Genomic DNA, 25,985 nt, shown 5'->3' with positions numbered 1-25,985 from the left:
GTTTCCTCGCCGCAGCGGCGCCGGGGTCCCGATCGGGTGGTCACGGCGCGTCGCGCTTGTGGACACGGAACCCGGCACCCTACCCTTTTGAAAATGAGAATCGCTTTTACCGGCAAGGGTGGCAGCGGAAAGTCGACCCTCGCCGCGCTGTTCGTAGGGCAGTTGCGGGCCACCGGGCAGCGGGTGCTCGCCGTGGACGCCGACGTCAACGTCCACCTCGCGCCCCTGCTCGGAGTCGACGCCGCGCCGGCTGCCGCACTGTCGCACCCGGACAACGTCGTCGCCGTACGACGCCATCTGCTGGGCACCAACCCGCGCGTCGCCGGGGTGGAGCACTTCGTGCCCACCACGCCGCCCGGGCCGGGGTCCGGGCTGGTCAGCCTCGACGCGAGCGACCCGGTGCTGCTCCGGCACGCCACGGCCCTGGATTCCCGCACGCACGTGCTGCACGTCGGCACCTACGAGCCGGCGGACATCGGCGCGGGCTGTTACCACGGCCACCTGGCCATCCTGGAGAACCTGCTGTCGCACCTGCGCCTGGCGGCCGACGACTGGGTGGTCTGCGACATGGTCGCCGGCACCGACGCCTTCGCCAACTCGCTGCACGCCCAGTTCGACGTCATCGTGGTGGTCGCCGAGCCGACCCCAGAGTCCGTCTCGGTGGCCCGCCGCTACCGGGAACTGGCGCGGGCCGCCGGGGTGGGCGACCTCGTCGTCGTCGTGGGCAACAAGGTCGCCGACGACCTCGACCGCGACTACCTCGTCCGCGAACTGTCCGACGAGCCGCTGGCGGTGCTGTCCACCCAGGCCGGCCTGCGCCGGGCGCGGCAGTCCGGCGCCTGCCCCCGCCCCGACGACCTGGACGACGTGTCCCCGTTGGCGCGGATCGTCGAGTACGCGAGGGCCCGGCCGATGCCGGCACACCGCCGCGAGGAACTGCTGCGCACCCTGCACCTGCGCCTGGCCGGGCAGCGCTGGGTGCGCCACGCGTACGGCGACGTCACCACGCAACTGCCTCCCGTTCCCGCCTGACGGTTCCACTCCGGAAAGGGCGTGCCGCCTCCGGCGGGTGCGTCCTTTCCGGAGGGTGGGGCGGTCGACCGTGGTGGAGCGGGCGGGGTCGGCCGTCGGGGTGATCGCGGAGCGCGTCCGGTCGGTGCTCCCCGTCCGTTCGGGCCTTCCTTCCGTAATTGGAAACGACTATCGTTGTCAGTTGTGGATCGGAGGGACACGTTCATGGACTTCCCGCTGTACCTGCACCCGCGGGTCGAGGGTCGACTGGGGGAGCTGCTCCGGCAGCCGGCCCTGCTGCACGACCTCGTCCGGGCGCTCGGCTCACCGCTCAACGTCGTGCTGCCCGACCAGATCGCCGACAACGCAGCGGCGTTCGCCGACGTGCAGCGGCGGCGACACCTGCGCGGCGAGGTGTACTTCGCGCACAAGGCCAACCGCTCCTCGGCCCTGCTGCGCCGCCTCGCCGCCAGCCCGGCGACGATCGACGTGGCCAGCCTCGGGGAGTTGCAGCACGCCCTCGGCGCCGGGTTCACCCCGGACCGGGTGATGGCCACCGGCCCCAAGACCCGTGAGTTCCTGTGGCTCGCCGCGCGCTGCGGAATCACCGTCAACCTGGACTCACCCGCCGAACTGGCCGATCTGGTCGACATCGTCCGCCGGCACGGGCTGCCCCCGGTCCGGGTCCTGGCCCGGCTGTCGGCGTTCACCAGCGCCGGTTCGACCGTGCTGTCACGGCCGAGCCGGTTCGGCACCCCGCTGGCCGAGGCCGACGCGTTGCTCGCCCGCCTGGCCGCCGCCCGCGACGCCGTCGAGTTCGTCGGGGTGGCCTACCACCTGGACACCATCGGCGTGGCGGAGAAGGCCACCGCGCTGGAGGCGTGCCTGACCGTTCTGGCCGGCGCGCACCGCCACGACCTGCACCCCCGGGTCGTCGACATCGGTGGCGGCTTCGGCGTCGACTACCTCGCCGACGGCGCACAGTGGGAGCGCTGGACCAGCGAACTGGCCCTCGCCGTGCTGGGCCGCCGCCCCGAACTGACCTGGGGCGGCCACGGCTACGGCTGGCGGGCCGAGTCGGGCGTACTGCGCGGCGCGCTGGGCCTCTACCCGGCGCACCGGCCCTCCGCCGGCCACCGCTACCTGGCCGATCTGCTCGACGCTCCCGCCGCCGGCCTGGGCGGGCGGACCCTGGCCACCCTGCTCCAGGAACACCTCTACGACCTGTGGGTCGAACCCGGTCGGGCCCTGGTCGACCAGTGCGGCGCCGTCCTCGCCCGCGTGCTGGAGGTACGCCCCACCGACGCCGGCTGCCACCTCGTCCGGCTCGACCTCAACGCCGGCGACGTCAGCCTGGAGGAGCACGGCGTGATGATGGACCCGCTGCTGCTGCCCGCCCCGTCCCCCGGCCACGACCCGACCGCCGCGACGGCCCCGGTGACCGCCGGCCCGGCCGGCGGCGCGCACCCGGTCTACCTGCTGGGCAACCTCTGCCTCGAGGCAGACCTCATCACCCGGCGGATGGTCCACCTGCCCGCCCTGCCCCGCGTCGGCGACCTGCTCGTCTTCGCCAACACCGCCGGCTACTTCATGGACTTCAGCGCCGACCACGCCCTGCACCAGCCGGTGGCCCGGATGGTGGCCGCCTGGCAGGACTCCGGCCGTTGGCGCTGGTGTCTCGACGAGCAGTACTGGCCGGTGGAGGTCGGTCAGCGAACCCAGGACTCGACCCGTACGGCCACCACACCCGGTCCGCGCCCTCAGGAGATCGCCGCCGCATGAGATACGACAGCATCACCGACGTCATCGGCAACACCCCGCTGGTCCGGCTCGACCCGGCCGTGCACGGGCTGCGCCACGTCGACCTGTACGCCAAGTTGGAGCTGCTCAACCCGTTCGGCTCGGTCAAGGACCGGGCGGCCTGGTCGATGGCCGCGCCCCGGCTCGGCGAGGCCCGGGAGGCCGGCGCCACCGTCGTCGAACTGTCCAGCGGCAACACCGCCAAGGCGCTCGCCGTGATCGCCGGCATGCACGGGCTGCCGTTCACCAGCATCACCAACCGGATGAAGGTCCCCGAGATCAAGGACCTGCTGCTTCTGCTCGGCGCCACCATCGAGGAACTGCCCGGCCAGGCCGAGTGCCTGGACCCGACCAACACCGAGGACCCGCTGACCCGTATCCACCGCACCATCAGTGAGGCCGGCTCGGCGTACCTGCACACCGACCAGTACTACAACCCCCGCAACACCCGGGCGCACCTGGCCGGCACCGGCCCCGAGATCGTCAAGGACCTCGACGGGCGGGCGCCGGACTACTTCGTCGCCTGCGTGGGCACCGCCGGTTCGTCCACCGGCGTGGCGCGGGCGCTGCGCGACCACGACCCGTCGGTCACGGTGGTCGGTCTCGTCGCCGCCAAGAGCGACTTCATCCCCGGCATCCGCAACATCGACGAGGTACACGAGGTGGGGCTGTTCGACCCCGCCACCTACGACACCATCGAGGCGGTCACCGCCGACGAGGCCATCGACGGGCTGCTGGCCCTCAACCGGCGCTGCGGGGTGCTGGCCGGACCGACCGGCGGCGGCGCGTACACCGGGGCGGTGCGGTACCTGCGCGCCGTCGACGACGAGCTGGCCGCGCAGGCCGCAGCCGGACACGACCCCGAACGGCGCAGCGCCGTGTTCATCGTCTGCGACCGGGTGGAGAGCTACCTGAGCTACATCCGTCGCCGTCGGCCGGAGTTGCTGAACCAGCCGGCCCGCGCCGACTCGGTGGCCACCGTCACCGACACCGAGGCCGACGCCGCGCCGGCGCTCGACGTGGCCGCCGCCCGGCAGTGGATCGCCGCGGCGCACCCGCTCGTGGTCGACCTGCGGGGCACTTTCGCCTACGGTGCCGCGCACATCGAGGGCTCGGTGAACATCGTCGACGAGCTGTTCGACGACCTGCTGCGCGGCGGGCTGCCCTTCGACAGGGGCCGGCCCGTGCTGCTGGCCTGCCCGGTGGGGGAGAAGTCCCGCCGGTACGCGGCCCTGCTCACCCGGATGGGCCACACCGACGCCCGCAGCCTCGACGGTGGGGTGGTGGCCTGGCGGGACGCCGGCGCCCCCCTGGTGCGCACCTGATGTCCGCCCCGACCCGGACCGGCGACCGGCCGGGCGGACCGGGGCAGCCCGCCCGGCCGTCGGCCGACGCGTCGCACCAGGACCGGGTGCTCGCCGGGCTGGCCGACTGGCAGCGCGGCGTCCGCGCCCAGTTCCCCATCCTCGCCGGCACCGACGAGGCGTACCTGGACAGCGCCGCCACCGCGCAGAAGCCACAGGTGGTGCTCGACGCGGTGCAGCACTACCTGACCACCGGCAACGCCAACGCCGGGCGGGGCACCTACCGATGGGCTAACCGCACCACCGACCTGGTGTCACACTGCCGGGCCCGCGTCGCCGACCTGATCGGCGCCGGTGAACCCGACGCGGTGCACCTGGTCGGCGGCACCACCGAGGCGCTGCGCCGGGTGGCGCTGGACTGGCTGGTCGACATCCTCGCCGACGGCGACGAGATCGTCGTACCGGCCGCCGACCACCTCGCCAACGTGCTGCCGTGGCGGGAGGCGCGCGACCTCGCCGCCCGCCGCGGCGTGACCGTACGCCTGGTCGAGATGCCCTACGAGCCGTCCGGTGACTACGACCTCGCCGCCCTCGCGCCGCTGGTGGGGGAGCGGACCCGGCTGGTCGCGCTCACCCACGTCCACCACGTGTACGGGGTGGACATGAACGTGCACCGGGTCCGCCGGCTGGTCGGCGACGACGTGGTGCTCTGCCTCGACGCGGCGCAGAGCGTCGGGCACCTGCCGGTGTCGGCGCCGGACCTGGACGTGGACTTCCTGGCGTTCTCCGGCCACAAGGCGATGGCCCTGTCGGGCATCGGCGTGCTGTGGGCGGCCAACCGGCGTGGCCCGCGCTACGCGCACCGGGGCTGGGAGGGCAGCCCGCACACGGCGGGAGCGGCCAGCCTCGCCGCCGCCGTGGACTGGTTCGACGCCACCGGGCTGGACCGGATCGAGGCGTGGACGGTGGCGTTGGGCGCGCGGCTCACCGACGGGCTCGCCCGGCTGCCCGGCTTCCAGGTGCTCGGCTGCCAGGACAGCCTCACCCTCGACTCGACCGTGCAGCGCAGGCACGGCCTGGTGACCTTCCGCCACCCCGCGATCAGCGCCGCCGACCTGGGGTTCGTGCTGGCCGAGCACGGGCTGATGGTGCGCGCCAACGCCCACTGCCAGGGCCCGGCGGGGGAGCGGGAGAGTTCGGTGCGGGTCAGCCTGCACGTCTACAACACGGTCGAGGAGGTGGACCGGCTCCTCGACGTGCTGGCCCGCCTCGACGCATCGTCCCACCACTGAGGAGCATCCTGTGACACCGCTCGCCGAGAGCCCGTCGCCGTCGGTCGCCGAGAGCCCGTCGCCGTCGGCCGTCGTGAGCCCACCACCGGTCGTCGTGATGGTCGACGTGTACGCGCCGACGATGCGGCTCGCCCGGGCGTTCGCCGACGCCGGCTGTGCCGTCGTGCGGCTGCGCAGCACCCCCGAGGTGCCCGCCGTCTACCGGGGGCACGACGACCCCGCGGCCGAGGCGTTGTTCGCCGACACCGTCGTCCACGCCGGGGATCTCGAGGTGACGACCAAGGCGGTGGCCGCGCACGCGCCGGTCGCCGTGGTCACCGGCGGGGAACTGGGTGTGGAGTTGGCCGACCGGCTCAGCGAGGCCCTCGGCCTGACCAGCAACGGCACCGGGCGCAGCGCCGCCCGGCGCGACAAGTACCTCCAGATCGAGGCGCTGCGGGCGGCCGGCCTGCCGACCGCCCGGCAACTGCTGGTCACCGACGCCGACGAACTCGCCGACTGGCATCGCGGCCTCGGTGGCCGGGTCGTGGTCAAACCGGTGCGCAGCGCCGGCAACGACGGGGTGTTCTTCTGCGACACCCCGCAGGAGTCGGTGTCCGCGTACCGGGCGGTGGCCGGGGCACGGAACCTGTTCTCGCAGTGCAACGAGGCGGTGGTGGCCCAGGAGTACCTGGCCGGCGTCGAGTACGTCGTCAACACCGTCAGCCGGGACGGCCGGCACCGGGCCACCGACGTGTGGCGGTACGCCAAGATCGACGCCAACGGTGTCCGCGACCGGATCTGCGCCGCCGTCCTGGTGCCGCCCGCCGCGCCCGAACGGGACACCCTCGTCCGGTACGCCGCCCAGGTGCTCGACGCCCTCGACGTGCGGCACGGCCCCGCCCACCACGAGATCATGCTGACCGCCGGCGGACCCCGGCTGGTGGAGGTCGGGGTGCGGCTGTGCGGCGCGGACACGGCCGCGCAGGCGCTGCTGGCGCTCGGCGAGTCCCAGGTGGAGCGCACCGTGCAGGCGTACCTCGACCCGGCCGCGTTCCTCGCCGGGGTCGACGCCCCGCAGCAGGTCGGCACGCACGTGGCGATGGCCTTCCTCACCTCGCCGGTGACCGGCGTGCTACGCGGCTACCCGCTGCTGGACCGGGTGCGGGAGCTGGAGAGCCTGCACGAGATCCACGTGGGGGTGCGGCCGGGGCAGCGGCTGCCGCTGACCGTGGACGACACCACCGAGCCGATGATGGTGGTGCTCGCCCACCCGAGGCCCGAGGTGGTCGAGCGTGACCTCGCCACCGTCGGCTGGTTGGACGGGCACGGCTTCTACGACGTCGAGCCCGGGTCGGCGGGGGAGCCGGCGTGAGCGCCCGACCGCACGTCGTGGTGCTGCACCGCTGGCGCGACGCGTACGCCCACTACGACCGCTACCTCGACCACGACGAGTACGCCGTCAGCTACGTGACCACCGACGTGGGCGCCGCCGGGGTGCCACCGGTCGCGGTTGCCGTGGCCCTGGTCGACGCCACCGACGACGTCGAGCAGGTCGACGCCCGGATCCGCGAGCTGGCCGCCCGGCTGGGCCGGCCCGCCGCCGTCGTCGCCCTCAAGGAGGACGACCTGCTCGCCGCGGCCGTGCTCGGGCAGCGGTGGGGATGCCCGGGACGCACACCGCAGGAGCTGACCCCGTTCCGCGACAAGCTGATCATGGCCCGGCGGGTCGCCGCCGCCGGCCTCCCCGTGCCGGCCACGGCACCCGCGCCGGACCCGGCGGCGGTGCGGGCACATGCCGCCCGGCACGGCTGGCCCGTGGTGCTCAAGCCCCGCCTCGGCAGCTCCAGCGCCGGCGTGCGCCTCGTCGCCGACCCCGACGGGGCGGCCCGGGTCGGTCACGATCCCGGCCGGTTGGTGCAGGCGTACCACCCGGACCCGATCCACCACGTCGACGGCGTGTTCGACGGCCACGCCCTCGGCCCGTGGCGGGTGTCGGCGTACCTCGACACCTGCCTGGCCTTCCGCGACGGCCGGCCGCTGGGCTCGGTCGAGCAGGACGACCCGGTGGTACGCGACACCGTCGGGGCGTTCACCCTCCGGGTGCTGCGCGCCCTCACCGACCGGCCGACCGTCTTCCACCTGGAGCTGTTCCTCGGCCGCGCCGACGACGGATCGCCCCGGTGCACCTTTCTGGAGGTGGGGGCGCGGTTCGGCGGCGCGGAGATCCCGTTCGTGTGGCGGGACGTGCACGGCTACGACCTGGCCGCGGCGGCGTTCGCGCTCGCCCTGGGCCACCCGCCGCCACCACCACCGCCACCTCGCCCCGAGGTGGCCGGTTGGCTGCTGCTGCCCGCCCCGGCCCGGCGGCCCTGCCGCATCACCGAGGCCACCTCCATGATCGGCCGCGATCCCGGCCCGTACGCGGAGGTGGTGCCCCGCGTCGGCGACGTCCTGCCGGCCGCCGACGCCTACTACGAGCACGTCGGTGCCCGCTACCGGTTCCGCGGATCCGGCAGCGCCGCCGTCCACGCGGCGGTGGTGGCCACCGCCCGCGACGCCCGGGTGAGCGCGGCGACCGACCTGGCCGGTGTGCGGTGAGGGCCCGGTACGCGGCGCTGTGGCGGGTGCCCGGCGCGCCGCTGCTGCTCGCCGGCGGGGTCGTCGCCCGGCTGGGCCAGGGCGTCACCGTCCTGGCGTGGATCCTGCTGGTCCGCGAGACCACCGGGTCGTTCGCCGCCGCGTCCCTGGTCGCGGCGTCGGTGTCCCTGGCCACCGCCGCCGCCGCACCGGTCGCGGGGCGGCTGACCGACCGGTTCGGCGCCACCCGGGTGCTGCCCGCCTACGGGGCCACCTACGCCACCGCGCAGTTGCTGCTGCTCGCCGCCGTGCTGACCCGCCAGCCGCTGCTGCTGCTGTGTGTGCTCGCCGCGCTGTCGGGTGCCGCGTTCCCGGCCACCAGCCCCGCGCTGCGCGCCGCGTGGGCGGTGCTCACCGGCGAGGGCACCGGCCGGGAACGGGTGCGCAGCACCGCGATGGCCGCCGAGTCGACCCTGTTCGAGCTGGTCTTCGTCGTCGGGCCGCTGCTGCTGTCGGCCGCGATGCTGGTCGCCGGCCCGCTCGCCACGCTGACCGGCTCGAAGCCCGGCGTGGCCGGACCGACCGCCGCCATCGTGCTGGCCGCCGTCTGCGCCGCCGGCGGCACGGCGATGCTGGCCCGGGGCCGGGCGATGCGGGCGTTGCGGCCCGACGGCACCGCCACCCCCACCCGTGGGCTCGGGCCGTTGCGGTCCCCCCGGATGCCGGCGCTGCTGGCGTGCGCCGCCGGGGTCGCGTTCTCCTTCGGGGCCTCCCCGGTGGCGGTGGCCGCCTTCGCCGTCGAGCACGACGGCGCCCACGCCGAGGCGGTCACCGGTGCGTTGATCGCGGTGTGGAGTCTCGGCAGTGCCGCCGCCGGGCTCTGGTACGGCGCGCGCACGTGGACCACCCCGCTGACCCGGCAACTGGTGTGGCTGCTGGCCGGCCTGGCCGTCGGCTACGCCGCGTGGGCGCTGTCGCCCAACAGTGTGGTGCTGGGCGTGGTGCTGCTGCTCAGCGGCGCGGTGATCGCCCCGGCGATGACGGTCCAGGCGGGCCTGATGGCCCGGATCGCGCCACCGTCGATGCTCACCGAGGCGTACACCTGGCTGACCACCGTGAACCTGTCGCTGGCCGCGCTCGGCTCCGCCGTGACCGGCGCGATCGTCGACGGCCCGGCCGGCGCGGCCGGTGGCTTCCTGGCCTGCGCGGCGGCGGCCGGTGCCGCCGCCGTCCTCGCCGCCTGGCCCGGCGTCCTCGCTCCCCGCCGATCCCCTGCGGCCGTCGACCAACCGGCCGACGCGCTGCACGTTCCCTGATGACCCGAAAGGTACCGATGAGAAACACCCTTCGCCGTCTGGCGGGCTCGATGGCCGCGGCGCTGACCCTGACCCTGGCCGCCTGTGCCGGTGACACCGCCGGATCCGCCGCCGAGCCCGCCGCCCCGCCCGTCGCCGTCACCGACCACTGGGGCCGCACCGTGCAGGTGCCCGCCGACCCGAAGCGGGTGGTGGTGCTGGAGTGGGAGGGCCTGATCACCAAGTCGATGCGGATCTTCGGCATCTCCGACCGGCTGGTCGGTGTCGACACGGCCACGAAGAAGATGGGCTACCGCGCCAAGCTCGCCCCCGACATCGACAAGGTCGAGGCCCTCGGCTCGCCGTGGAGCGGCGTCAACTACGAGCGCATGCTCGCCCTCCAGCCCGACGTGGTGTTCATGGAGGCCTGGGTCGCCACCCAGGAGAACCGCGCGATGCACCAGGAGGTCATCGACAAGATCGAGTCGCTCGGCCTGCCGGTCGTGGTGCTCATCTCGCCGTCCAACTTCGACCAGCCCGACATCCGCAGGGCGTGGGAGTACATCACCATCACCGGCCAGGTCTTCGGCAAGCAGGCCGAGGCGGCAAAGCTCGTCGCGCGGCTGGACGCCGGCCTGGCGCGGGTCACCGAGCGGACGAAGGACATCCCCGAGGCGGAACGCACCCCGGTGGCGTACTTCGCCACGATCAACAACGTGATGGGGACGAAGAGCATCCAGTCGTACCTGCTCACCGAGATCGTCCGCGCCCGCAACGTGGCCGGCGACGGCACCTTCGTGACCGTCTCCGAGGAGAAGCTGCTCGCCCTCGACCCCGACGCCATGGTCGTCGCCGGGCACGAGGGCTACCTCGACCTGTCCCTGATCTACGGCGGGAAGCACGCCGGCCTTAACTGGGCCAACCTCGCCGAACTGCGGGCGGTCAGGGACAAGCGGCTGGTGGCCCTCGGCTACGACGAGTGGCGGGCCACCATCGAGACCCCGATCGCCCTGCTGAAGATCGCCAAGCTGGCCTACCCGGACAGGTTCGCCGACGTCGACGTCGACGCCGAGGAGGTCACCTTCTACCGCGACGTCTACGGCCTGGACGAGGCGCAGGCCACCGCGGCCATCGAGGCGCAGAAGTACGTCGGCGACCTGGAGGTCAAGTGACGTCTCCGTCCCGCACCCTCCCCCCGGCCGGCACGCCGGCCCGGGGGGAGGGCCCCGGCTCTCTGCCCGCCGTCGCGGCCCCGCGCGGCAACCGGCCCCGGATCGTCCTGCTCGCCGTGACCGCCGTCGGAGTCGTTGTCGTCGCGGTGATCTCCGTGATGGTCGGCGCGTACGTCATCCCCGTCGGCGACGTGTTCGCGGTGCTCGCCGCGAAGGCCGGCCTCAGCGACGGCAGCGGCACCCTCAACGAGGCCGTCGTGTGGGACCTGCGGCTGACCCGGGTGCTGCTGGCCGGTGCGGTCGGCGCGGCGTTGGCGTGCAGCGGCGCCGCCTACCAGGGCACCTTCCGAAACCCGCTGGTCGAGCCGTTCATCCTCGGCGTGTCCGCCGGGGCCGCCTTCGGCGCGGGTCTGTCGGTCATGGTCGATCTGCCGTTGTCGTTGCAGGTGATGGCCTTCGTGTTCGGCATGCTGGCCGTCTGGCTCACCTACTCCCTGTCCCGGGTGCGCGGGGAACGTCCGACCGTGACCCTGATCCTCGCCGGGGTGGTGGTCGGCTCGTTCTTCTCCGCCCTCTTCTCGCTGTTCCAGTACGTCGGCACCGACGAGCAACTCCGCCGCCTCGTCTTCTGGATCATGGGCGGCTTCTACCGGGCCACCTGGGGCGACGTCGCCGTGGTCCTGCCGGCCACCCTGGTCGGCTGCGCCCTGTTGTGGCGCGCGGGGTGGGGGCTGAACATCCTCAGCCTCGGCGACGACGAGGCCCGGTCGCTCGGCGTCGACCCCGAGCCGTTGCGCCGGAAGGTGATCGTGCTGGCCACCGCGCTGACGGCGCTGGCCGTGTCGGTCTCCGGCATCATCGCCTGGGTCGGCCTGCTCATCCCGCACGCCGCGCGGCTGCTCGTCGGGCCCGACCACCGGTTCGTCGTCCCGCTGTCGGCCACCCTCGGCGCGGTGTTCGTGATGGTCTGCGACGTTCTGGCCCGCACGATTCACTCCGGCGAGGTACCGATCAGCATCATCACCTCCATCCTGGGGGCGCCGTACCTCGTCTACCTGCTGCGCACCCGGTCCACCTTCCTGGGAGCGCAGTCGTGACCCTGTCGGTACGCAACCTGACCTTCGCCTACGGCGAGCACCGGGTGCTCGACGGCGTCGACCTGGATCTTCGCCCGGGCGAACTCTGCGCCCTGTTCGGCCCCAACGGCAGCGGGAAGTCCACGCTGTACCGGTGCCTGCTCGGGCACCTGCGCCACGGCGGGACGGTCACTCTCGACGGTGTCGACCTGGGGCGGCTGAGGCCCGCCGAGGTCGCCCGCAAGGTGTCGTACGTGCCGCAGCAGCACAGCAATCCGTTCCCGTTCACCGTCCTGGACATGGTGCTGATGGGGCGTACCCCGCACCTGGGTGGGGTGTTCGGGCCCCGCCCGGCCGACGTGGCCTTCTGCGCGGGGGTGCTCGACCAGGTCGGCCTGGCCGACCAGCGGGACCGGCTCTACCACACCCTCAGCGGCGGCCAGCGCCAGCTCGTGCTGATCGCCCGCGCCCTGGCGCAGGACTGCGGCGTGCTGCTGCTGGACGAGCCCACCGCCAGCCTCGACTTCGGCAACCAGATGTGGGTGTGGCGCACCGTCCGTGAGCTGGCCCGGTCGGGTCGGGCGGTGCTGGTGTGCACCCACGAGCCCAACCACGTGCGGTGGTTCTGCGACCGGGCGGTGGCGCTGGGTCGTGCCGGGCGGCTCGTCGCCGACGGGCCGCCCGCCGAGGTGGTCACCACCGACCTCGTGACGGCCCTCTACCCGTCGGTGGGTGCCCTGGCGGTCACCGCCGACGCCACGATCGCGCCCGCCGAGGCGTACCGCCCCCTGCCGGTGGGCGTCTCCGCCGGTTCGGCCGGGTCACGGCAGGACGAGCCGACAGCGGAGTGACCTGGATCACAGTACCGGACCGGTCGTGGTGTCGAATCCGGAGGCGGCGGCGCCGTGGACATGGTGAGAGGCGGCACGAGACCGGCTACCGAGGGAGGCACCACGTGCGACTCACGCTCACCACGTTCCTGACCCTGGACGGCGTCGTGCAGGGGCCCGGCGCCCCGGACGAGGACCGTAGCGGCGGGTTCGACCCGGGTGGTTGGCTGCCACCGCACTTCGACGATCCGGTCGGGTGATGGTGACCTACGACAGCGCCGGTGAGCCTGCGTTCGGCACCGTGGAGGCATGACGATGACGGTCGAGGCGTTCGACACGCGCCTGCAGGACGCGGGCGCCGGGGTGTTCGCCGGCGGACTCTGACCGCCGGAGACCGCCACCGTCGTGTCGGTGACGACGGCACGGTGCTGACCACCGACGGGCCGTTCGCCCTACGACCACCTGCTCACCCTCCCGGCTACCAGCCGTACCACGTCGTACGCGCCGAACTGCTGACCCGGGCGGGCCGGGCCGCCGAGGCGGGTGCCGCGTACGACGCGGCGCTCGCGCTGACCACCAACGACGTGGCACGCGAACACCTGCTCCGCCGCCGGGCGGGGGTGCGGGACCCGGTCGGGTGAGCCGACCCGCACGCCCCGGCCGGGGTGCCACCGGCCAGGGCGTGCGGGTCGGCGGAGCCGCTCGGGGGACGGGCGCGGCTCCGGGGGAGGGCGGTGTGGTCAGACCGGGACGCTGGCGGCCGGCTGGCGGGCCTGCGGCACGGTGCGGTGCGGGCTCGCCGGACCGAGGTCGGCGAGGGCCTCGTCGAGGCTGTCGTAGGTGGGGAAGACGCCGTCGAGCTTCATGGTGTGCAGGACGGTGCGGACGAACCGCGACGGGGCGGCGAGGCACAGTCCCGCGCCGCGCTCGCGGGCGTCGCGGTGGGCGCGGACCAGCATTCCCAGCCCGACCGGATCGATCACCTGCACCTGGGACAGGTCGACCACGATGGTGCCGGCGACCTCGACCACGTCGTCCAGCGCGGCCCGCAGCGCCTCGCCCGTGTCCGGGGCGACGTGCCCGGCGGCAGCGAGGACGGCCACGTCGTCGACGTGGTCGACGGCGAGGAGCCCGCCGCCGTCCGCCTGCGGGCCGGCATCGGTCAGCCGTGCGCCGATCGGCAGCAGGCTGCACCGGGGGCAGCGGTGCGGGCCGGTGGCGAACGGCGATCCGCTCCAGCCGTGTTCGGAGACCAGGGTCCAGACGACCTCCGCGTCCGGCAGTACGCACGCGGTGCTGGTGGTGGTCTCGCCGCAGCTGTCACAGATCAACGTCATCAGGTTGTCGTCCGGTACGACGGTCATCCTGCTGTTCCTCTCCGGTGCCGGGACCGGTGGGTCGGGACCTGGGCGGTGGCGGCGGGCGTGGCCCGCGCCGGGCTCGGACGGGTCAGACGGAGCCGGAGCGTTCCCGACCGGTGGTGGCAACGACCAGCGCGACGGCCGTGCCGGCGAAGGTGACCTGGACGATCATCCCCCGCAGGGTCAGCCCGTCGACCCCGGCGAGACGCGCTGTGATGGCGCCGAGCAGGGCGGCGACACCTCCGATGGTCAGGGTGAGCCAGAGCGGGACGCGGGCCCGACCGGTGAGCACGAGTCGACCGAGCGCGCCGACGACGAGACCGATGACGAGCGCGGTGACGATTCCTGCCAGGGTCATGCTCCTCCTCCCGCCGTCAGCCGCCGGTGCTGACCGCCGCCCGGCCGTACACGGCGGCGGGGCGCGGCGTGACCGGGCCGGGGGCGGCCGGCGGGCCGGCCGGCTCGGTGCGCACCGGCAGGACCTGGTCGAGTCGGGCGGTCTGCAGGATCCGCGCGATGCGTGGGTTGGGGTTGCGCACGGCCAGGACACCACCGACGCGCACGAGACGACGGTGCACGTCGAGCAGCATGCCGATCGCGGCGGCGTCGATGTGTCGGCAGCCGGACAGATCCACCACCACCTGGCCGGGATGCAGGGCGAGCAGCCGGTCGAAGACCGCGCCGGTCTCCGGCAGGCAGGCCAGGTCGAACTCGGTGATGCACACCTCGACCAGCGGCACCGTGCACTCGGGGCGTGGTGGTGCGGTCACGTCGGTGACCCCCTCCTGGTCGCGTCAACGGTCGGACCCACCCTGCCGAGCAGCCTTGGCGGCCACCGCGCGGACGTATGACAGTTCAGTGACAAATACCCGGTACCGTCGGCGTGGTTGGCCGCCCGGACCGGCCTTGGGGATGATGCGGGTATGACGGCCGTACTGGTGATCGAGGACGACGACCGCATCCGGTTGGCGCTGCTGCTCGCCCTGGAGGACGAGGGGTACGACGCCCGGGGTGCGGCCACCGCCGAGGAGGGGCTGCGGTCGCAGCGCCGGGACCCGGCCGACTACGTCCTGGTCGACCTGATGCTGCCCGGCCTGGACGGCTTCGAGTGCATCCGCCAGCTGCGCCGCGACGACGACGTGCCGATCGTGGTGGTCAGCGCCCGCGACGACACCCACGACATCGTCGCCGCGCTGGAGGCCGGTGCCGACGACTACGTGGTGAAGCCGGTGGCGATCAAGGAACTGACCGCACGCCTGCGGGCGCTGCGTCGGCGGGCACGCACCGTCGCCCCGGCCGCGCCGGTGCCCGTCCTGACGTTCGGCGCGCTGGAGGTCAGCCCCGAGGCCGGGGAGGTGCGCCGCGACGGGGAGCTGGTGTCGGTCACCCGCACCGAGTTCCGGCTGCTGTGCGAACTCGCCGAGCACGCCGGCCGGGTGCTGTCGCGCCAGCAGCTGCTCAGCCGCGTCTGGGGTTACGACACCGGCGACGAGCGACTGGTGGACGTCCACGTGGGCCGGCTGCGGCAGAAGATCGAGGCCGACCCGGCGAACCCGAAGCACCTCGTCACCCTCCGGGGACTCGGCTACAAGCTGCAACGATGAGACGCCTCGGACTTCGGGCCCGGGTCACCACGGCCTTCGCCGTCGGAGCGCTGCTGCTGGCCGCCTCGATGGCGCTGGTGTCGTACGAGCTGACCCGGCGTTCCCTGCTCGACGAGCGGGAACGCACGGCCCTGCGGGCCACCTACTACGACGCCGCCGTCGTACGCGCCGGCCTGGACACCGAAACCCCCGACGTGGTGGAGGTGCTGCGCTCGCTGGACACCGGCACCGCCCGCCGGGCCGTCATCGAGATCGACGGCGACTGGTACGCCCGCACCGCCGACGTCGGGCTGACCGCGGCCATCCCCGACCGGCTGCGGGAACTGGTGAGCGGCGGCGAACCGGCGGTGCAGCGGGTGCACGTCGACGGGCAGCCCGCGGTGCTGGTCGGGGTGCCGTTGTCGGACTCGGCGAGCTTCTACGAGATCACCTCGCTGCGGGAACTGGAGGAGACCTTCCGTGTCCTCGCGTTGGCACTGACCGCCGTGGCGATCATGATCGGTGGCTCCGGCGCGGCCCTGGGCTGGTACGCCACCCGCAACGGGCTGCGCCCGCTGACGGCCGTCACCGACGCCGCCGAGCGGATCTCCGCCGGTGACTTCACCATCCGCCTCGACCCGACCACCGACCCGGACCTGGCCCGCCTGTCGACCTCGTTCAACCGGATGGTCGACCAGCTCGCCCAGCGCATCGAACGGGACCGCCGGTTCGCCGCCGACGTCGCCCACGAGCTGCGCTCGCCGTTGCAGACCCTCGCCGCGGCCGCGAGCGTCCTGGCCCGCCGCCGCGACAACCAGGACGAGCGCACGGCCACCGCCACCCGGCTGGTCGCCGACGAGATCGAACGGTTCCAGCAGCTGGTCAACGACCTGATCGACCTGGCCCGCAGCGACCAGCCGGCGCTGCGGGCTCCGGTCGACGTGGCGGCGTTGGCCCGCCAGGCGTGCCGGTACCGGAACCTGCCCGAGTCCCTGGTGGTCGTCGCCCCGGACGCCCCGCCCACCTGGCAGGTGGACCGGCGTCGGGTGGCACAGGTGCTGGCCAACCTGCTCGACAACGCCGTACGGTACGGCGCGGGCCCGGTGGCGGTGCGACTGGCCGACGACGGGGGCACCGGCGTCATCGAGGTCGACGACGAGGGGCCGGGGGTGCCCGTGGAAGACCGGGAAGCGATTTTCGACCGGTTCGTCAGAGGTCGGGCCGCCAACTACCGGGGCGGGGGCGACGGCACCGGCCTGGGGCTGGCCCTCGTCGCCCAGCACGCCGCCGCGCACGGCGGCACGGCGGATGTGACCGACCGGCCCGGCGGCGGCGCCCGGTTCCGCGTCACCCTGCCGGGGAGCCTGTCGTGAGCCGCCGGGCGGGGGCCGTGGTGGCGCTGGCGGTGGTGCTCGCCGGCTGCGGGGTGCCCGCCGAGGACGTTCCCCGCGCGGTCACCCCGCCGCCGGGGCCGTTCCCCTACACGGCCACGGCCGCCCCCACCCCGGAGACCGGCCGGGTCGTCGAGACCCTCTACCTGGTGCGCGACGCACGGCTGGTGCCGGTGACGCGCCGGGTCGACAGCGTTCCCGCGGCCGGGGCGCTGCTGCGCGACCTGCTCGCCGGCCCGACCGCCAGTGAGCGCGACGACGGACTGACCAGCGCCCTGCCGGGAGCGGTCAGCGCCGTCGGAGTGGAGATCAGCGGCGGCCTGGCGCGGGTCGCCGTCGCCCCGGCCGGTGCGGAGGCCGGGCGCAGCGACGAGGTCCTGGCGTACGGGCAGATCGTGTGCACCCTCACCGCCCGAGCCGACGTCGACGCCGTCACGTTCCTGCGCGACGGGGCGGCGCTGGCCGTGCCCCGCGCCGACGGCGCGCTGTCGGCGCAGCCACTGACCGCAGCCGACTACGCCGAGTTGGTCAGCCGCCGCTGACTGCGGGACGCACGCAGCCGCGCGGGGGTGGTCGGTGTGAGCCGACGCCAGACGGGTACAGCCGGTCGTGCCGCCACCGTGGAAGGCGTTCCGCGCACCGCCGCAGGGAAGGCCCGACCCGTGCACCGAGCGGGTCAACCGGGCTCTCGAAGGGCTGCGCGAACGGGGGCGGGCCACGGCCCGGGACCGGCTGCGACAGTTGCAGGCCGGCCTCATCGTGGCCGTGCAGGCGGGTGTCGCCGCCGCGCTGGCCTGGGAACTGGCCTTCACGGTGATCGGCAACGAGCGGCCGGTCTTCGCCCCGGTGGCGGCGGTGGGCACGATCGTGTCGTCGGTCGGGCAGCGGCTGCGGCGTACCGTCGAACTGATCTTCGGGGTGGCCGTGGGCATCGCGATCGGCGACCTTTTCATCGCCCTCGCCGGCACCGGGGCCTGGCAGACCGGAGCGGTCGTGACGCTGGCGGTGACCCTGGCGATCGGGGTGAGCGGACAGGGCGCGCTGGTGGCCCAGGCCGCCAGCACGGCCGTGCTGGTCGCGACCCTGTCGCCGACGGTCCGCGACCTCGAGGCTCCCCGGTTCATCGACGCCCTGGCCGGCGGCTTCGCCGGCCTGCTCGTGGTGATCGTGCTGCTGCCGCTCAACCCGACCCGAACGGTCCGGCGAGCCGCCGCGCCCGCACTGGAGAACCTCAACCGGCAGCTCATGGCGACCGCCGACGCGCTGTCCGACCGCGACAGCGACGGGGCCTGGCAGGCGCTGCACGACCTGCGCTCGATGGAACCCGACCTGGAGCGGCTGCGCGACGCGCTCGGCGGTGCCCGGGAGGTGGTCAACCTGTCCCCGTTGCGCCGCCGCCGTCGGCAGGCGATCGTGCTCTACGAGCACGGCGTGGAACAGATGAACCGGGCCGTCCGCGCCAGCCGCGGGTTGATCCGCCGGGCCATCACCGCGATCGACGACGAGGAGCCCATCCCGGAGGCCCTGCCGGCGGCTGTTCGCAGCATGGCCGAGGCGGTCGATCTGTTGCAGGTCGAGTTCGCTTTCCTGCGGCCCCCGGACCGCACCCGCCGGATCGTGCTGCGCTCGGTCGCCCTGTCGACCGAGGCCGTCGACGCGGGGCTGGGTTTCTCGGGCACCATCATCGTCGGTGACCTGCGCACCATGGCCACCGACGTCCTGCGGGCAACCGGCCTGCCGATGGTCGAGGCCAACGAGTTGATCCGCCGGCTCCGCCGGGACCGGCGCGGCATCCTCCCTCCGGCCGTCAGCAGCTGAGGCCGCGCCGTCACCAGCGGAGGCTGCTGCCGGGCGCGTCGATCCAGTTCGGGGCCGGCCGGCCCAGCCACCCGGCCGGCCCGGCGGACGGGCGGGCCGTCAACGATCGGCGCGTGGTCGGTTCCGGAACGGGCTCGAATAGGTGGGGTGTGGTTGGGGTAAGAGGGACGGGGGTTTTGGTGGTGACGGGCTGAGGGCCGGCCCCCTGTGTGGGGGCCGGCCCTCAGTGGTGGATGGGTGTCAGGCGGAGTAGCCGCGGGTGGCGATCCAGTCGGCGAGGTCCTCGGTGGTGATCCAGTACTCGGCCTTGTCGGGGTCGGCCGAGTCGGCGATCTTGGCCTGGTTGCCGTGGTCCCGGTAGCCGGTCACGGAGATGTAGTGGCCGCCTTCGAAGGAGTGCGTGTCGCCGTCGGTGTCGGTGGCGGTGCCGGCGATGTTGGCCACGATGGCGCGACCGTTGTCGATGGCCCGGGTGAGGTCGGTACGTAGCCTGTCGGTCTGCGCGTCGTCAGCGCTGGCGTCGGGGAGTTCCACGGTGCGGTAGAGGTCCGTGCCGGCGGTGGTGTTCAGCGCCTTGGTGATCAGGTGGGCGGAGTCGGTGCCGTTCTCGGTAGTGCCCATGATCTTGGCCAGCTCGTCCTGGGTGACGTGCTTGTCCATGGTGGTCAGGGCGTTTCGGGCCGCGGCGGGGCCGCAGTAGTAGAAGTTCGGCTGGGCCTCGTAGCGCACGGGCAGCTGCCGTTCGTTGTTGCCGGCACGCTCCGCGACCGCCACCGACGTGGTGGTGGGGCTCTCGGGGGCCGCGATCGCGGCGGCCGGTCCGGCGATCATCCCGCCGGCGAAGACGGCACCGGCGGCGCTCAGGGCGGCCTTACGGATCAGAGCAGTCATGATCGGTCACGCCTTCCTGTCGGGGGTGCACGACACCGGGGGAGTGCCGCGAGCAGGTTGAAGGAGCACGCACGGGCGGGGGAGGACCAGCCCGGATCCTCGTGGGGACGCGACGAACCGTCCCACCCTTGCGGCAGGGCCGTGGCCCGTGTCCCGGCAGATGTAACCAGGCTGGCCGCAGAGCCATTCCCCGGCTCCCGCCAGCACCGGGGCGCGGCGTCCCGGGGGCGGCCGAGCCTCGATCACCTCGTCGCCCCGATCGCGTCACGGGGCGAACGCACGGTTCACGGGAGTGGCCGGTGCGCCGGCGAGGGGCTCACCTGGGTCATGCCCCGTACAACGACGGGTGGCGCCGGGTCATGTCCGCCGCGGCCGTGACCATCCTCACCGCAATTATGCACAAACCGGACTTAACTGGATGAAAAGGTCACGCTGTGCCTGCCTGCCTGCCTGCCTGCCTGCCTGCCTGCCTGGCTGTCTGGTCCTGCCCGGCCCGCACGACTTGTGCGGGGTCCAGTGCGACGGTGCCGGTCCGTGCCGGGCCCAGTGCGACGGTGCCGGTCTCAGCGCGGCCGGTCGTGGAGGCGACGTTCGATCGTCACCGTCGTGCCCTGCGCCGTGCACTCCGTGCGCACCCGCCCGTACGCCTGCATCAGCGCCACCCCGCGACCCCGGTCGCGCGACGGGCTGCCCTCCCGCCAGGTGCCGAAGTCGCGGACCGAGACGCAGGCGGTGTCCCCGACCACCCGCAGCCCGACGCGGACCTCCGGCCGCGACGGGCGCTGGGCGTGCTCGACCGCGTTGTTGATCGCCTCGGAGGTGGCGACCAGTAGGTCGTCGACCGCATCGGGGTCGGCGTCCAGGGCGGCGAGGGCGGCGCGCACGTCCTGGCGCATCCGCGCCGCGGACACCGGCAGCGCCGGGTACGTCCACCCGGTGGTCACCCGCGCAGCCTTCGACCGGCCCGGCCCGGCGCTCACGCGCGACCGGCTCTCATCCGTCGCCCCACGCGACCGGCTCGCATGTGTCGCCCCACGCGACTGACTCTCATCTGTCGCCCCATGCGACCGAACACCATCGTCGCCTCACATTCCGGGCGCGGCCGCACCCCTGGCCTGCCCCGATCCCGCCCCTTGTCCGCCCCGCACCCGGGCCGACCACTCCGTCAGTACCCCGACGCCCGTCGCGCCACACCCACCCACCCCCGCGCGCGGGCGGCGACAGCTCGTATCCTTTCCGCGAACCGCTGTGGGCTGAGCCACGAGAAGGGACACGGTGTGAACGACCGGGCCGAGACGTTGGAGTTCCAGGCCGAGGCGCGTCAGCTGCTCCAGCTGATGGTCCACTCGATCTACTCGAACAAGGACGTCTTCCTCCGCGAGTTGATCTCCAACGCCTCTGACGCGTTGGACAAGCTTCGGCTGGCGTCGCTGGTAGACAAGGATCTTGCCGTCGACGCCGACGACCTGCACATCGCCATCGACATCGACCGGGAGGCCCGCACCCTGACCGTGCGGGACAACGGCATCGGCATGACCCGCGACGAGGTCGTCTCGGTGATCGGCACCATCGCCAAGTCCGGCACCGCCGAGCTGCTGCGTCAGCTGCGCGAAGCCAAGGACGCCGGTGCCTCCCAGGAGCTGATCGGCCAGTTCGGCGTCGGCTTCTACGCCGCCTTCATGGTCGCCGACCGGGTGGAGCTGGTCACCCGTCGGGCCGGCGAGACCGGCGGCACCCGCTGGGAGTCCAGCGGCGAGGGCACCTACACCGTGGCCGCGCTCGACGACGCTCCGCAGGGCACCTCGGTCACCCTGCACCTCAAGCCCGCCGATGCCGAGGACGAGCTGCACGACTACACCGCCGAGTGGACGGTCCGCCAGATCGTCAAGCGGTACTCCGACTTCATCGCCCACCCGATCCGGATGACCGTGGAGCGCCCGGGCGAGGGGGACGCCGACGCCACCACCGAGACGGTGACGCTGAACTCGATGAAGGCGCTGTGGGCCCGCCCCCGCGACGAGGTCGAGCCGGCCGAGTACCACGAGTTCTACAAGCACGTCAGCCACGACTGGGCGGACCCCCTCGAGACCGTCCACATGCGTGGCGAGGGCACCTTCGAGTACGAGGCGCTGCTGTTCGTCCCCTCCCACGCGCCGCTGGACCTGTTCTCCCCGCAGGGTCACCGCGGCGTGCAGCTCTACGTCAAGCGCGTCTTCATCATGGACGACTGTGACGCGCTCATGCCCAACTACCTGCGCTTCGTCAAGGGTGTCGTGGACGCCCACGACCTGTCACTGAACATCTCCCGGGAGATCCTCCAGCAGGACCGGCAGATCAGCGCCGTGCGTCGCCGCCTGGTCAAGAAGGTGCTCGCCACGGTCAGGGACCTCAAGGTCAATCAGCCGGAGAAGTACCGCACCTTCTGGACCGAGTTCGGCGGGGTGGTCAAGGAGGGGCTGGTCGACGACACCGACAACCGGGACGCCCTGCTGGAGATCGTCTCGGCCGCGTCCACCCACGATCCGTCCGAGCCCACGGACCTCGCCGGCTACGTCAGCCGGATGAAGGACGGGCAGGCCGACATCTACTACGCCACCGGCGAGAACCGCGCCACCATCGAGAACTCCCCGCACATGGAGGCGTTCCGCGCCAGGGGCTACGAGGTGCTGCTGCTCACCGACCCGGTCGACGAGGTCTGGGTGGAGCGCGTCGGCAGCTACGACGGCAAGCCGCTGCGCTCGGTCGCCAAGGGGCAGGTCGACCTCGACACCGCCGAGGAGAAGGCCGAGGCCGAGGCGGAACGGGAGCGGCAGCGCGCCGAGTACGCCGACCTGCTCACCTGGATGGGCGGAGTGCTGGCCGACTCCGTCAAGGAGGTTCGCCTGTCGTCCCGGCTGACCACCTCGCCGGCCTGCGTCGTCGGCGACGCCCACGACATCACGCCCACCCTGGAGAAGATGTACCGGGCGATGGGGCACGAGGTGCCGCAGGTCAAGCGGATCCTGGAGCTCAACCCCGGGCACCCGCTCGTGGCGGGGCTGCGCAAGGCCAAGGAGTCCGGCGGCACCGAGGAGTCGCTGACGGAGGCCACCGAGCTGCTGTACGGCATGGCGCTGCTCGCCGAGGGCGGCGACCTCGCCGACCCGTCCCGGTTCACCCGGATTCTCGCCGACCGGCTCGCCCGTACCCTCTGACGCCCCGCCCCCGGTGATTCCGGGTCGGGGTGGCCCCGCCGCCACGCCGAGGCCACCCCGACCCGGCGCCGGGCACGATCCGTGGCGCGTGGTCCCGTCGGCGGGTGGCCGCAGGCGCCGGTGTCTGCGGGCGTGCGGGGGCCGGGGAGTGGGTAACACCGTCGGCCATGAGCACGGATACGACGCGGTCCGCCACGACTGTGGCGACGACCGGCCCGGGTAAGGTGGCCGTGGTCGCCCATCGGAAGAAGGTCCTCGGTGGTGGGCTCGACGAACTGCGCGCCGCGCTCGTCGGCGCGGGGGTCGACAAGCTGCTGTGGTACGAGGTGCCCAAGAGCCGCAAGGCGCCGAAGAAACTGCGCAAGGCGCTCGACAAGGGTGCCGAGCTGGTCTTCGTCTGGGGCGGCGACGGCATGGTGCAGCGCTGCGCTGACACCCTCGCCAAGTCCGACGTGCCGATGGCGATCCTGCCCGCCGGCACCGCCAACCTGTTCGCCGGCAACCTCGGCATCCCCGAGGACCTGCCCGAGGCCGTCCGCATCGGTCTGCACGGCCGCCGCCGGCGTCTGGACCTGGGCAAGCTCAACGGTGAACACTTCGCGGTGATGGCCGGGGCCGGTTTCGACGGTGACCTGATCCGCGAGGCCGACCGTGACATGAAGGGCCGCCTGGGTCGGCTCGCCTATGTGTGGACGGGGCTGCGGCACGTCCAGGGGGAGGCGACCCGCACCCAGATCACCGTCGACGGCAGCGACTGGTTCGACGATGCGGCGAGCTGCGTCCTGTTCGGTAACGTCGGCACCATCACCGGCGGCATTCCCGCCTTCGACGACGCCCGCCCCGACGACGGGGCGCTTCAGGTCGGCGTGTCCACCGCCAGCGGTGCCATCGACTGGGCACGCACCCTCGGCAGGATGGCGGCCGGCCGCTCCGAGAACTCACCCTTCGTACGGATCACCCGGGGACGCAGGATCAAGGTCCGCTTCGCCGAGTCGAAGACCTACGAGCTGGACGGCGGTGCCCGTGTCGCAACCAGGAAGCTGAAGGTACGGGTGGTGCCCGCCGCGCTGACCGTCTGCTGTCCCGAGGGGGACAGCGGCGAGGGCGTCGACGCGTCACCCTGACCGGGTGCCGGGTGCCGGGTGCCGGGTGCCGGGTGCGGGAAGAGCGGGCGGCGCGGCACGCCGGGTGCCGCCCGGGTCGACGGATTGCATCGACCATCGTCGACTGGAAGACTGTGCCGCAGGTCGTGTTCGGGAGCCGGTGCGGCTTGCTCAGGCAGGGGAAGCGCGGGCAGTGTCGCCCGCGTCGGGCAGCCCCTTCTTCGGCGAGCCTCCTGCCGACCACCGTCTGCGATCCGGAGGTGTTGTCCATGTTCCGCACGTTCGGCGTGGTGTTGACCGCCGCGACCGTCGCCCTCACCGGTGGGCTGACAGCGGCCAGCGCGGTCGAGCCCGCGTTCGTCGCGTCCCCGACGGCGTCGTTGACTCCGTTTCCGTGCCCACCGGCGTTGCCGATGGGCGGTCGGGCGACGGGGGCCACCACCACGAGCCTCACCTTCAGCTACTGGATCACCCTCTCCCCGCCCTGCGGCTACGACCCGCCGATCACGGTCAGTCTGTTCACCAGCCAGGAGGACTCCGAGCAGTGGCGGGATCCGGTGGCCGAGGGGGTTTCCGGGCGGGACCGCCACGGGACCATCACCGTCGAAGGGCTGACCCCGGACACGGCGTACTGGTTCCGGTTCAGCGACCCCGAGGGCAACCGCGACCCGTACGTGTTCGGCGGGCCGGCGCGGACCCTGCCGCAGTCGGCCTGTGACGCGACGGCGGTGGTAGACGCCGGGTGGAGCGGTGGCTTCGTCGCCACGGTCACCGTCCGCAACACCGGCGACGAACCGCTCGACGGGTGGCGGGTCTCCTGGCGCTGGTCCGGTGACGAGCGCGTCCAGTCGGTCTGGGGCGGAGTGGTGGAGGTTACCGGTACCGACGTGACGGTGCGTAACGCTGCGTACAACGGGACCGTGTCCGTGGAGGGCTCGACGACGTTCGGCCTGCTCGCCGCAGCCAGCGTGCCACCCGACGCCGTCTCGGTGACCTGCGGTCGGTGACCGGACCGCGACGGTGCGCGGGTGCCGGAGCCCGCCCGCGTGCCGTCGGTCGGGTTGCCGAACCCGTCGGTCAGGCCGCCCTGGACTCGCGGCGGGACTGCTCGGCCGCCGGGGTCCAGCCGTGCAGCACCGGACCGGACTGCGGACGCTGCTGCTGAGGCGTCGACGACGATCGGCTCGCGCCGCCCCGGGCCAGCATCAGGGCCCGCTGGGCGTTGTTCCACGGCCCGCAGGGCCACTCCTGCCCGGCGCAGAGCAGGTGGGTGCAGGTGCCGTCCTCGGCCGGCGCGTGGGCGTCGGCGACGTCCAGCGCGAGGCCCCACAGCAGTGGGTCGGTGACCTCGTCGGGACGGTCGGCGGTGCGGCTGGGCCGGCTGGCGGCTGTTTCGGACACGCGAGATCTCCCTCGGTTCGAGCTTGACGCTCTTGTTCTCCAGTGTGCCCGCAGGTCAAACCCCGGACCGAGGGGCCGCCGCGCGGGGTGGGCACGGTCACCCGACGGCTCCTCGGCAACCGCCGAGGGCTGTCGTCCGCTAACCCGTGCCCCCGCGGGCGGAGGGGAGAGTGGCCTGCACGGCGGTCCATGTACCATCTGGTACATGGACGTGGAGCGGACCATCAGCACCAGCGCGGACGCCGCGCACGCCTGGTCGGCGCTGGCCGACGTGACCGCGTACCCCCGCTGGACGGCCTCGATGACGTCGGTGGAACCCCTCGACGGCCCCCGACTCGACGCGGGCGCGCGGTTCCGGATCCGGCAACCCGGCCTGCCGACGACCGTCTGGCAGGTCGACGAGGTGCACCCCGGCGTCAGCTTCACCTGGGTCAACGCCGCTCCCGGCGTGCGTACCGTCGCCTACCACCACGTGGAACCGCAGGCCGACGGCACCACCCGCATCCGCATCGGCCTGCGCCAGCGCGGCCCTCTCGCCGGGCTGCTCGCCCTGCTCGTCGGCGCGAAGACCCGCCGCTACGTGCGCATGGAGGCCGCCGGCCTGAAGGCTGCAGCCGAAGCCCGGCACCCCCACCGGTGACCGACCCGCGCGAAGCGCTGCTCGACCGGTGCGTCGACGCCCTCACCGACGCGGGATTCAGCCAGCTCAGCCTGCGCGAGATCGCCGCCGCCGCAGGCACCAGCCACCGCATGCTCCTCTACCACTTCGGCAGCCGCGAGGGCCTGCTCGCCGCCGTCGTCGGCCGCGTCGAGGCCCAGCAGCGCGCCGCCCTGGCCGACCTCGCCGCCGCCGACATCGATCCCCGTGAGGTCGGGCGGCTGTTCTGGCGGCGGCTCGCCGACC

General features: G+C 73.4%; 27 protein-coding genes. 21 read left to right on the top strand and 6 right to left on the bottom strand.

The features are described from left to right. Nucleotides 1-93: 93 nt before the first annotated feature. The 12 genes from GA0070616_RS00855 (at nt 94) to GA0070616_RS00800 (ending at nt 12,980) form a co-directional block, all read left to right on the top strand. Complete coding sequence (locus GA0070616_RS00855; protein WP_091074880.1) at nt 94-1,032, top strand: nucleotide-binding protein; 939 nt, start codon at nt 94-96, stop codon at nt 1,030-1,032. Between the two features lie 204 nt (nt 1,033-1,236). After that, a complete protein-coding gene (locus tag GA0070616_RS00850; RefSeq protein WP_091074879.1) occupies nt 1,237-2,793 on the top strand; it encodes a type III PLP-dependent enzyme domain-containing protein in 1,557 nt (518 codons plus the stop codon). Next, a complete protein-coding gene (locus GA0070616_RS00845; RefSeq protein ID WP_091074877.1) occupies nt 2,790-4,136 on the top strand; it encodes a pyridoxal-phosphate dependent enzyme in 1,347 nt (448 codons plus the stop codon). The genes GA0070616_RS00850 and GA0070616_RS00845 overlap by 4 nt, the downstream gene beginning before the upstream one ends. Beyond that, on the top strand, nt 4,136-5,407 hold the full coding sequence (locus GA0070616_RS00840) for an aminotransferase class V-fold PLP-dependent enzyme (protein ID WP_091074875.1): 1,272 nt from the start codon (nt 4,136-4,138) through the stop codon (nt 5,405-5,407). Before GA0070616_RS00845 ends, GA0070616_RS00840 begins: the two co-directional genes overlap by 1 nt. Before the next feature lie 10 nt (nt 5,408-5,417). After that, entirely contained in the window at nt 5,418-6,761 is a 1,344-nt protein-coding gene (locus GA0070616_RS00835; protein ID WP_245712593.1) for an ATP-grasp domain-containing protein, read from the top strand. Further along, nucleotides 6,758-7,987, top strand: a complete 1,230-nt coding sequence (locus tag GA0070616_RS00830; protein ID WP_091074873.1) for an ATP-grasp domain-containing protein — start codon at nt 6,758-6,760, stop codon at nt 7,985-7,987. The genes GA0070616_RS00835 and GA0070616_RS00830 overlap by 4 nt, the downstream gene beginning before the upstream one ends. After that, nucleotides 7,984-9,282: an MFS transporter gene (locus GA0070616_RS00825; protein ID WP_091074870.1), complete on the top strand. Its 1,299-nt coding sequence runs from the start codon at nt 7,984-7,986 to the stop codon at nt 9,280-9,282. The genes GA0070616_RS00830 and GA0070616_RS00825 overlap by 4 nt, the downstream gene beginning before the upstream one ends. 17 nt (nt 9,283-9,299) lie before the next feature. Then, nucleotides 9,300-10,433 (top strand): ABC transporter substrate-binding protein, encoded by a 1,134-nt coding sequence (locus tag GA0070616_RS00820; RefSeq protein WP_175439935.1) that lies wholly within the window; start codon nt 9,300-9,302, stop codon nt 10,431-10,433. Further along, nucleotides 10,430-11,530, top strand: a complete 1,101-nt coding sequence (locus tag GA0070616_RS00815; protein ID WP_091074867.1) for a FecCD family ABC transporter permease — start codon at nt 10,430-10,432, stop codon at nt 11,528-11,530. The genes GA0070616_RS00820 and GA0070616_RS00815 overlap by 4 nt, the downstream gene beginning before the upstream one ends. Then, entirely contained in the window at nt 11,527-12,360 is an 834-nt protein-coding gene (locus GA0070616_RS00810) for an ABC transporter ATP-binding protein (RefSeq protein ID WP_091074864.1), read from the top strand. The genes GA0070616_RS00815 and GA0070616_RS00810 overlap by 4 nt, the downstream gene beginning before the upstream one ends. A gap of 104 nt (nt 12,361-12,464) precedes the next feature. Continuing rightward, nucleotides 12,465-12,599, top strand: a complete 135-nt coding sequence (locus GA0070616_RS28525) for a hypothetical protein (RefSeq protein WP_425412910.1) — start codon at nt 12,465-12,467, stop codon at nt 12,597-12,599. Between the two features lie 165 nt (nt 12,600-12,764). Then, nucleotides 12,765-12,980 carry a hypothetical protein gene (locus GA0070616_RS00800; RefSeq protein ID WP_091074862.1) on the top strand — a complete coding sequence of 72 codons (216 nt, stop codon included), beginning with the start codon at nt 12,765-12,767 and terminating at the stop codon, nt 12,978-12,980. A gap of 99 nt (nt 12,981-13,079) precedes the next feature. Here the strand turns inward: GA0070616_RS00800 and GA0070616_RS00795 are convergent, their stop codons facing one another. The 3 genes from GA0070616_RS00795 to GA0070616_RS00785 all read right to left on the bottom strand — a co-directional run bounded on the left by GA0070616_RS00795 (nt 13,080) and on the right by GA0070616_RS00785 (nt 14,470). Beyond that, complete coding sequence (locus GA0070616_RS00795) at nt 13,080-13,703, bottom strand: STAS domain-containing protein (RefSeq protein WP_091074860.1); 624 nt, start codon at nt 13,701-13,703, stop codon at nt 13,080-13,082. Nucleotides 13,704-13,788: 85 nt separating this feature from the next. After that, nucleotides 13,789-14,058, bottom strand: a complete 270-nt coding sequence (locus tag GA0070616_RS00790; protein ID WP_091074858.1) for a GlsB/YeaQ/YmgE family stress response membrane protein — start codon at nt 14,056-14,058, stop codon at nt 13,789-13,791. 16 nt (nt 14,059-14,074) lie between these two features. Next, nucleotides 14,075-14,470, bottom strand: coding sequence for an STAS domain-containing protein (locus tag GA0070616_RS00785; protein ID WP_091074856.1), 396 nt, complete (start codon nt 14,468-14,470; stop codon nt 14,075-14,077). A gap of 153 nt (nt 14,471-14,623) precedes the next feature. Here GA0070616_RS00785 and GA0070616_RS00780 point away from each other — a divergent pair, with 153 nt between their 5' ends. The 4 genes from GA0070616_RS00780 (at nt 14,624) to GA0070616_RS00765 (ending at nt 18,492) form a co-directional block, all read left to right on the top strand. After that, nucleotides 14,624-15,304 carry a response regulator transcription factor gene (locus GA0070616_RS00780; RefSeq protein WP_091074854.1) on the top strand — a complete coding sequence of 227 codons (681 nt, stop codon included), beginning with the start codon at nt 14,624-14,626 and terminating at the stop codon, nt 15,302-15,304. Then, entirely contained in the window at nt 15,301-16,656 is a 1,356-nt protein-coding gene (locus GA0070616_RS00775; protein WP_091074852.1) for a sensor histidine kinase, read from the top strand. The genes GA0070616_RS00780 and GA0070616_RS00775 overlap by 4 nt, the downstream gene beginning before the upstream one ends. Then, complete coding sequence (locus GA0070616_RS00770) at nt 16,653-17,216, top strand: GerMN domain-containing protein (protein ID WP_091074850.1); 564 nt, start codon at nt 16,653-16,655, stop codon at nt 17,214-17,216. Before GA0070616_RS00775 ends, GA0070616_RS00770 begins: the two co-directional genes overlap by 4 nt. Nucleotides 17,217-17,283: 67 nt before the next feature. After that, a complete protein-coding gene (locus GA0070616_RS00765) occupies nt 17,284-18,492 on the top strand; it encodes an FUSC family protein (protein WP_245712592.1) in 1,209 nt (402 codons plus the stop codon). A gap of 240 nt (nt 18,493-18,732) precedes the next feature. On the opposite strand, the gene GA0070616_RS00760 is transcribed toward GA0070616_RS00765, so the two are convergent. Continuing rightward, nucleotides 18,733-19,386: a C39 family peptidase gene (locus GA0070616_RS00760; RefSeq protein ID WP_091074848.1), complete on the bottom strand. Its 654-nt coding sequence runs from the start codon at nt 19,384-19,386 to the stop codon at nt 18,733-18,735. A gap of 560 nt (nt 19,387-19,946) precedes the next feature. After that, nucleotides 19,947-20,327, bottom strand: a complete 381-nt coding sequence (locus GA0070616_RS00755; RefSeq protein WP_245712591.1) for an ATP-binding protein — start codon at nt 20,325-20,327, stop codon at nt 19,947-19,949. A gap of 333 nt (nt 20,328-20,660) precedes the next feature. Between GA0070616_RS00755 and htpG the strand changes: the two genes are divergently transcribed. The 3 genes from htpG (at nt 20,661) to GA0070616_RS00740 (ending at nt 24,687) form a co-directional block, all read left to right on the top strand. After that, nucleotides 20,661-22,577, top strand: coding sequence for a molecular chaperone HtpG (gene htpG, locus GA0070616_RS00750; protein ID WP_091074846.1), 1,917 nt, complete (start codon nt 20,661-20,663; stop codon nt 22,575-22,577). Nucleotides 22,578-22,744: 167 nt separating this feature from the next. Then, on the top strand, nt 22,745-23,701 hold the full coding sequence (locus GA0070616_RS00745; protein WP_091074844.1) for a diacylglycerol/lipid kinase family protein: 957 nt from the start codon (nt 22,745-22,747) through the stop codon (nt 23,699-23,701). 248 nt (nt 23,702-23,949) lie between these two features. Further along, a complete protein-coding gene (locus GA0070616_RS00740) occupies nt 23,950-24,687 on the top strand; it encodes a cellulose binding domain-containing protein (protein WP_091074842.1) in 738 nt (245 codons plus the stop codon). A 70-nt stretch (nt 24,688-24,757) separates the two neighbouring features. On the opposite strand, the gene GA0070616_RS00735 is transcribed toward GA0070616_RS00740, so the two are convergent. Next, nucleotides 24,758-25,081, bottom strand: a complete 324-nt coding sequence (locus GA0070616_RS00735) for a hypothetical protein (protein ID WP_091074840.1) — start codon at nt 25,079-25,081, stop codon at nt 24,758-24,760. A 205-nt stretch (nt 25,082-25,286) separates the two neighbouring features. On the opposite strand from GA0070616_RS00735, the gene GA0070616_RS00730 reads away from it, so the two are divergent. After that, nucleotides 25,287-25,721: an SRPBCC family protein gene (locus GA0070616_RS00730; protein WP_091074837.1), complete on the top strand. Its 435-nt coding sequence runs from the start codon at nt 25,287-25,289 to the stop codon at nt 25,719-25,721. Continuing rightward, the coding region (locus GA0070616_RS00725; protein WP_139128816.1) for a TetR/AcrR family transcriptional regulator at nt 25,718-25,985 on the top strand (268 nt) is incomplete at its 3' end. The genes GA0070616_RS00730 and GA0070616_RS00725, both read left to right, overlap by 4 nt.

This window comes from Micromonospora nigra, from assembly GCF_900091585.1.
Classification (GTDB): domain Bacteria; phylum Actinomycetota; class Actinomycetes; order Mycobacteriales; family Micromonosporaceae; genus Micromonospora; species Micromonospora nigra.
The sequence above is the reverse complement of the archived record's forward strand: the minus strand, read 5'-3'. Positions and strand labels throughout refer to the sequence as shown.

Coding starts and splice junctions, on each gene's coding strand:
- GA0070616_RS00745 (WP_091074844.1), top strand. CDS start 22,745: ATGAGCACGGATACGACGCGGTCCGCCACGACTGTGGCGACGACCGGC.
- GA0070616_RS00780 (WP_091074854.1), top strand. CDS start 14,624: ATGACGGCCGTACTGGTGATCGAGGACGACGACCGCATCCGGTTGGCG.
- GA0070616_RS00790 (WP_091074858.1), bottom strand. CDS start 14,058: ATGACCCTGGCAGGAATCGTCACCGCGCTCGTCATCGGTCTCGTCGTC.
- GA0070616_RS00845 (WP_091074877.1), top strand. CDS start 2,790: ATGAGATACGACAGCATCACCGACGTCATCGGCAACACCCCGCTGGTC.
- GA0070616_RS00795 (WP_091074860.1), bottom strand. CDS start 13,703: ATGACCGTCGTACCGGACGACAACCTGATGACGTTGATCTGTGACAGC.
- GA0070616_RS00850 (WP_091074879.1), top strand. CDS start 1,237: ATGGACTTCCCGCTGTACCTGCACCCGCGGGTCGAGGGTCGACTGGGG.
- GA0070616_RS00840 (WP_091074875.1), top strand. CDS start 4,136: ATGTCCGCCCCGACCCGGACCGGCGACCGGCCGGGCGGACCGGGGCAG.
- GA0070616_RS00855 (WP_091074880.1), top strand. CDS start 94: ATGAGAATCGCTTTTACCGGCAAGGGTGGCAGCGGAAAGTCGACCCTC.
- GA0070616_RS00775 (WP_091074852.1), top strand. CDS start 15,301: ATGAGACGCCTCGGACTTCGGGCCCGGGTCACCACGGCCTTCGCCGTC.
- GA0070616_RS00740 (WP_091074842.1), top strand. CDS start 23,950: ATGTTCCGCACGTTCGGCGTGGTGTTGACCGCCGCGACCGTCGCCCTC.
- GA0070616_RS00730 (WP_091074837.1), top strand. CDS start 25,287: ATGGACGTGGAGCGGACCATCAGCACCAGCGCGGACGCCGCGCACGCC.
- GA0070616_RS00820 (WP_175439935.1), top strand. CDS start 9,300: ATGAGAAACACCCTTCGCCGTCTGGCGGGCTCGATGGCCGCGGCGCTG.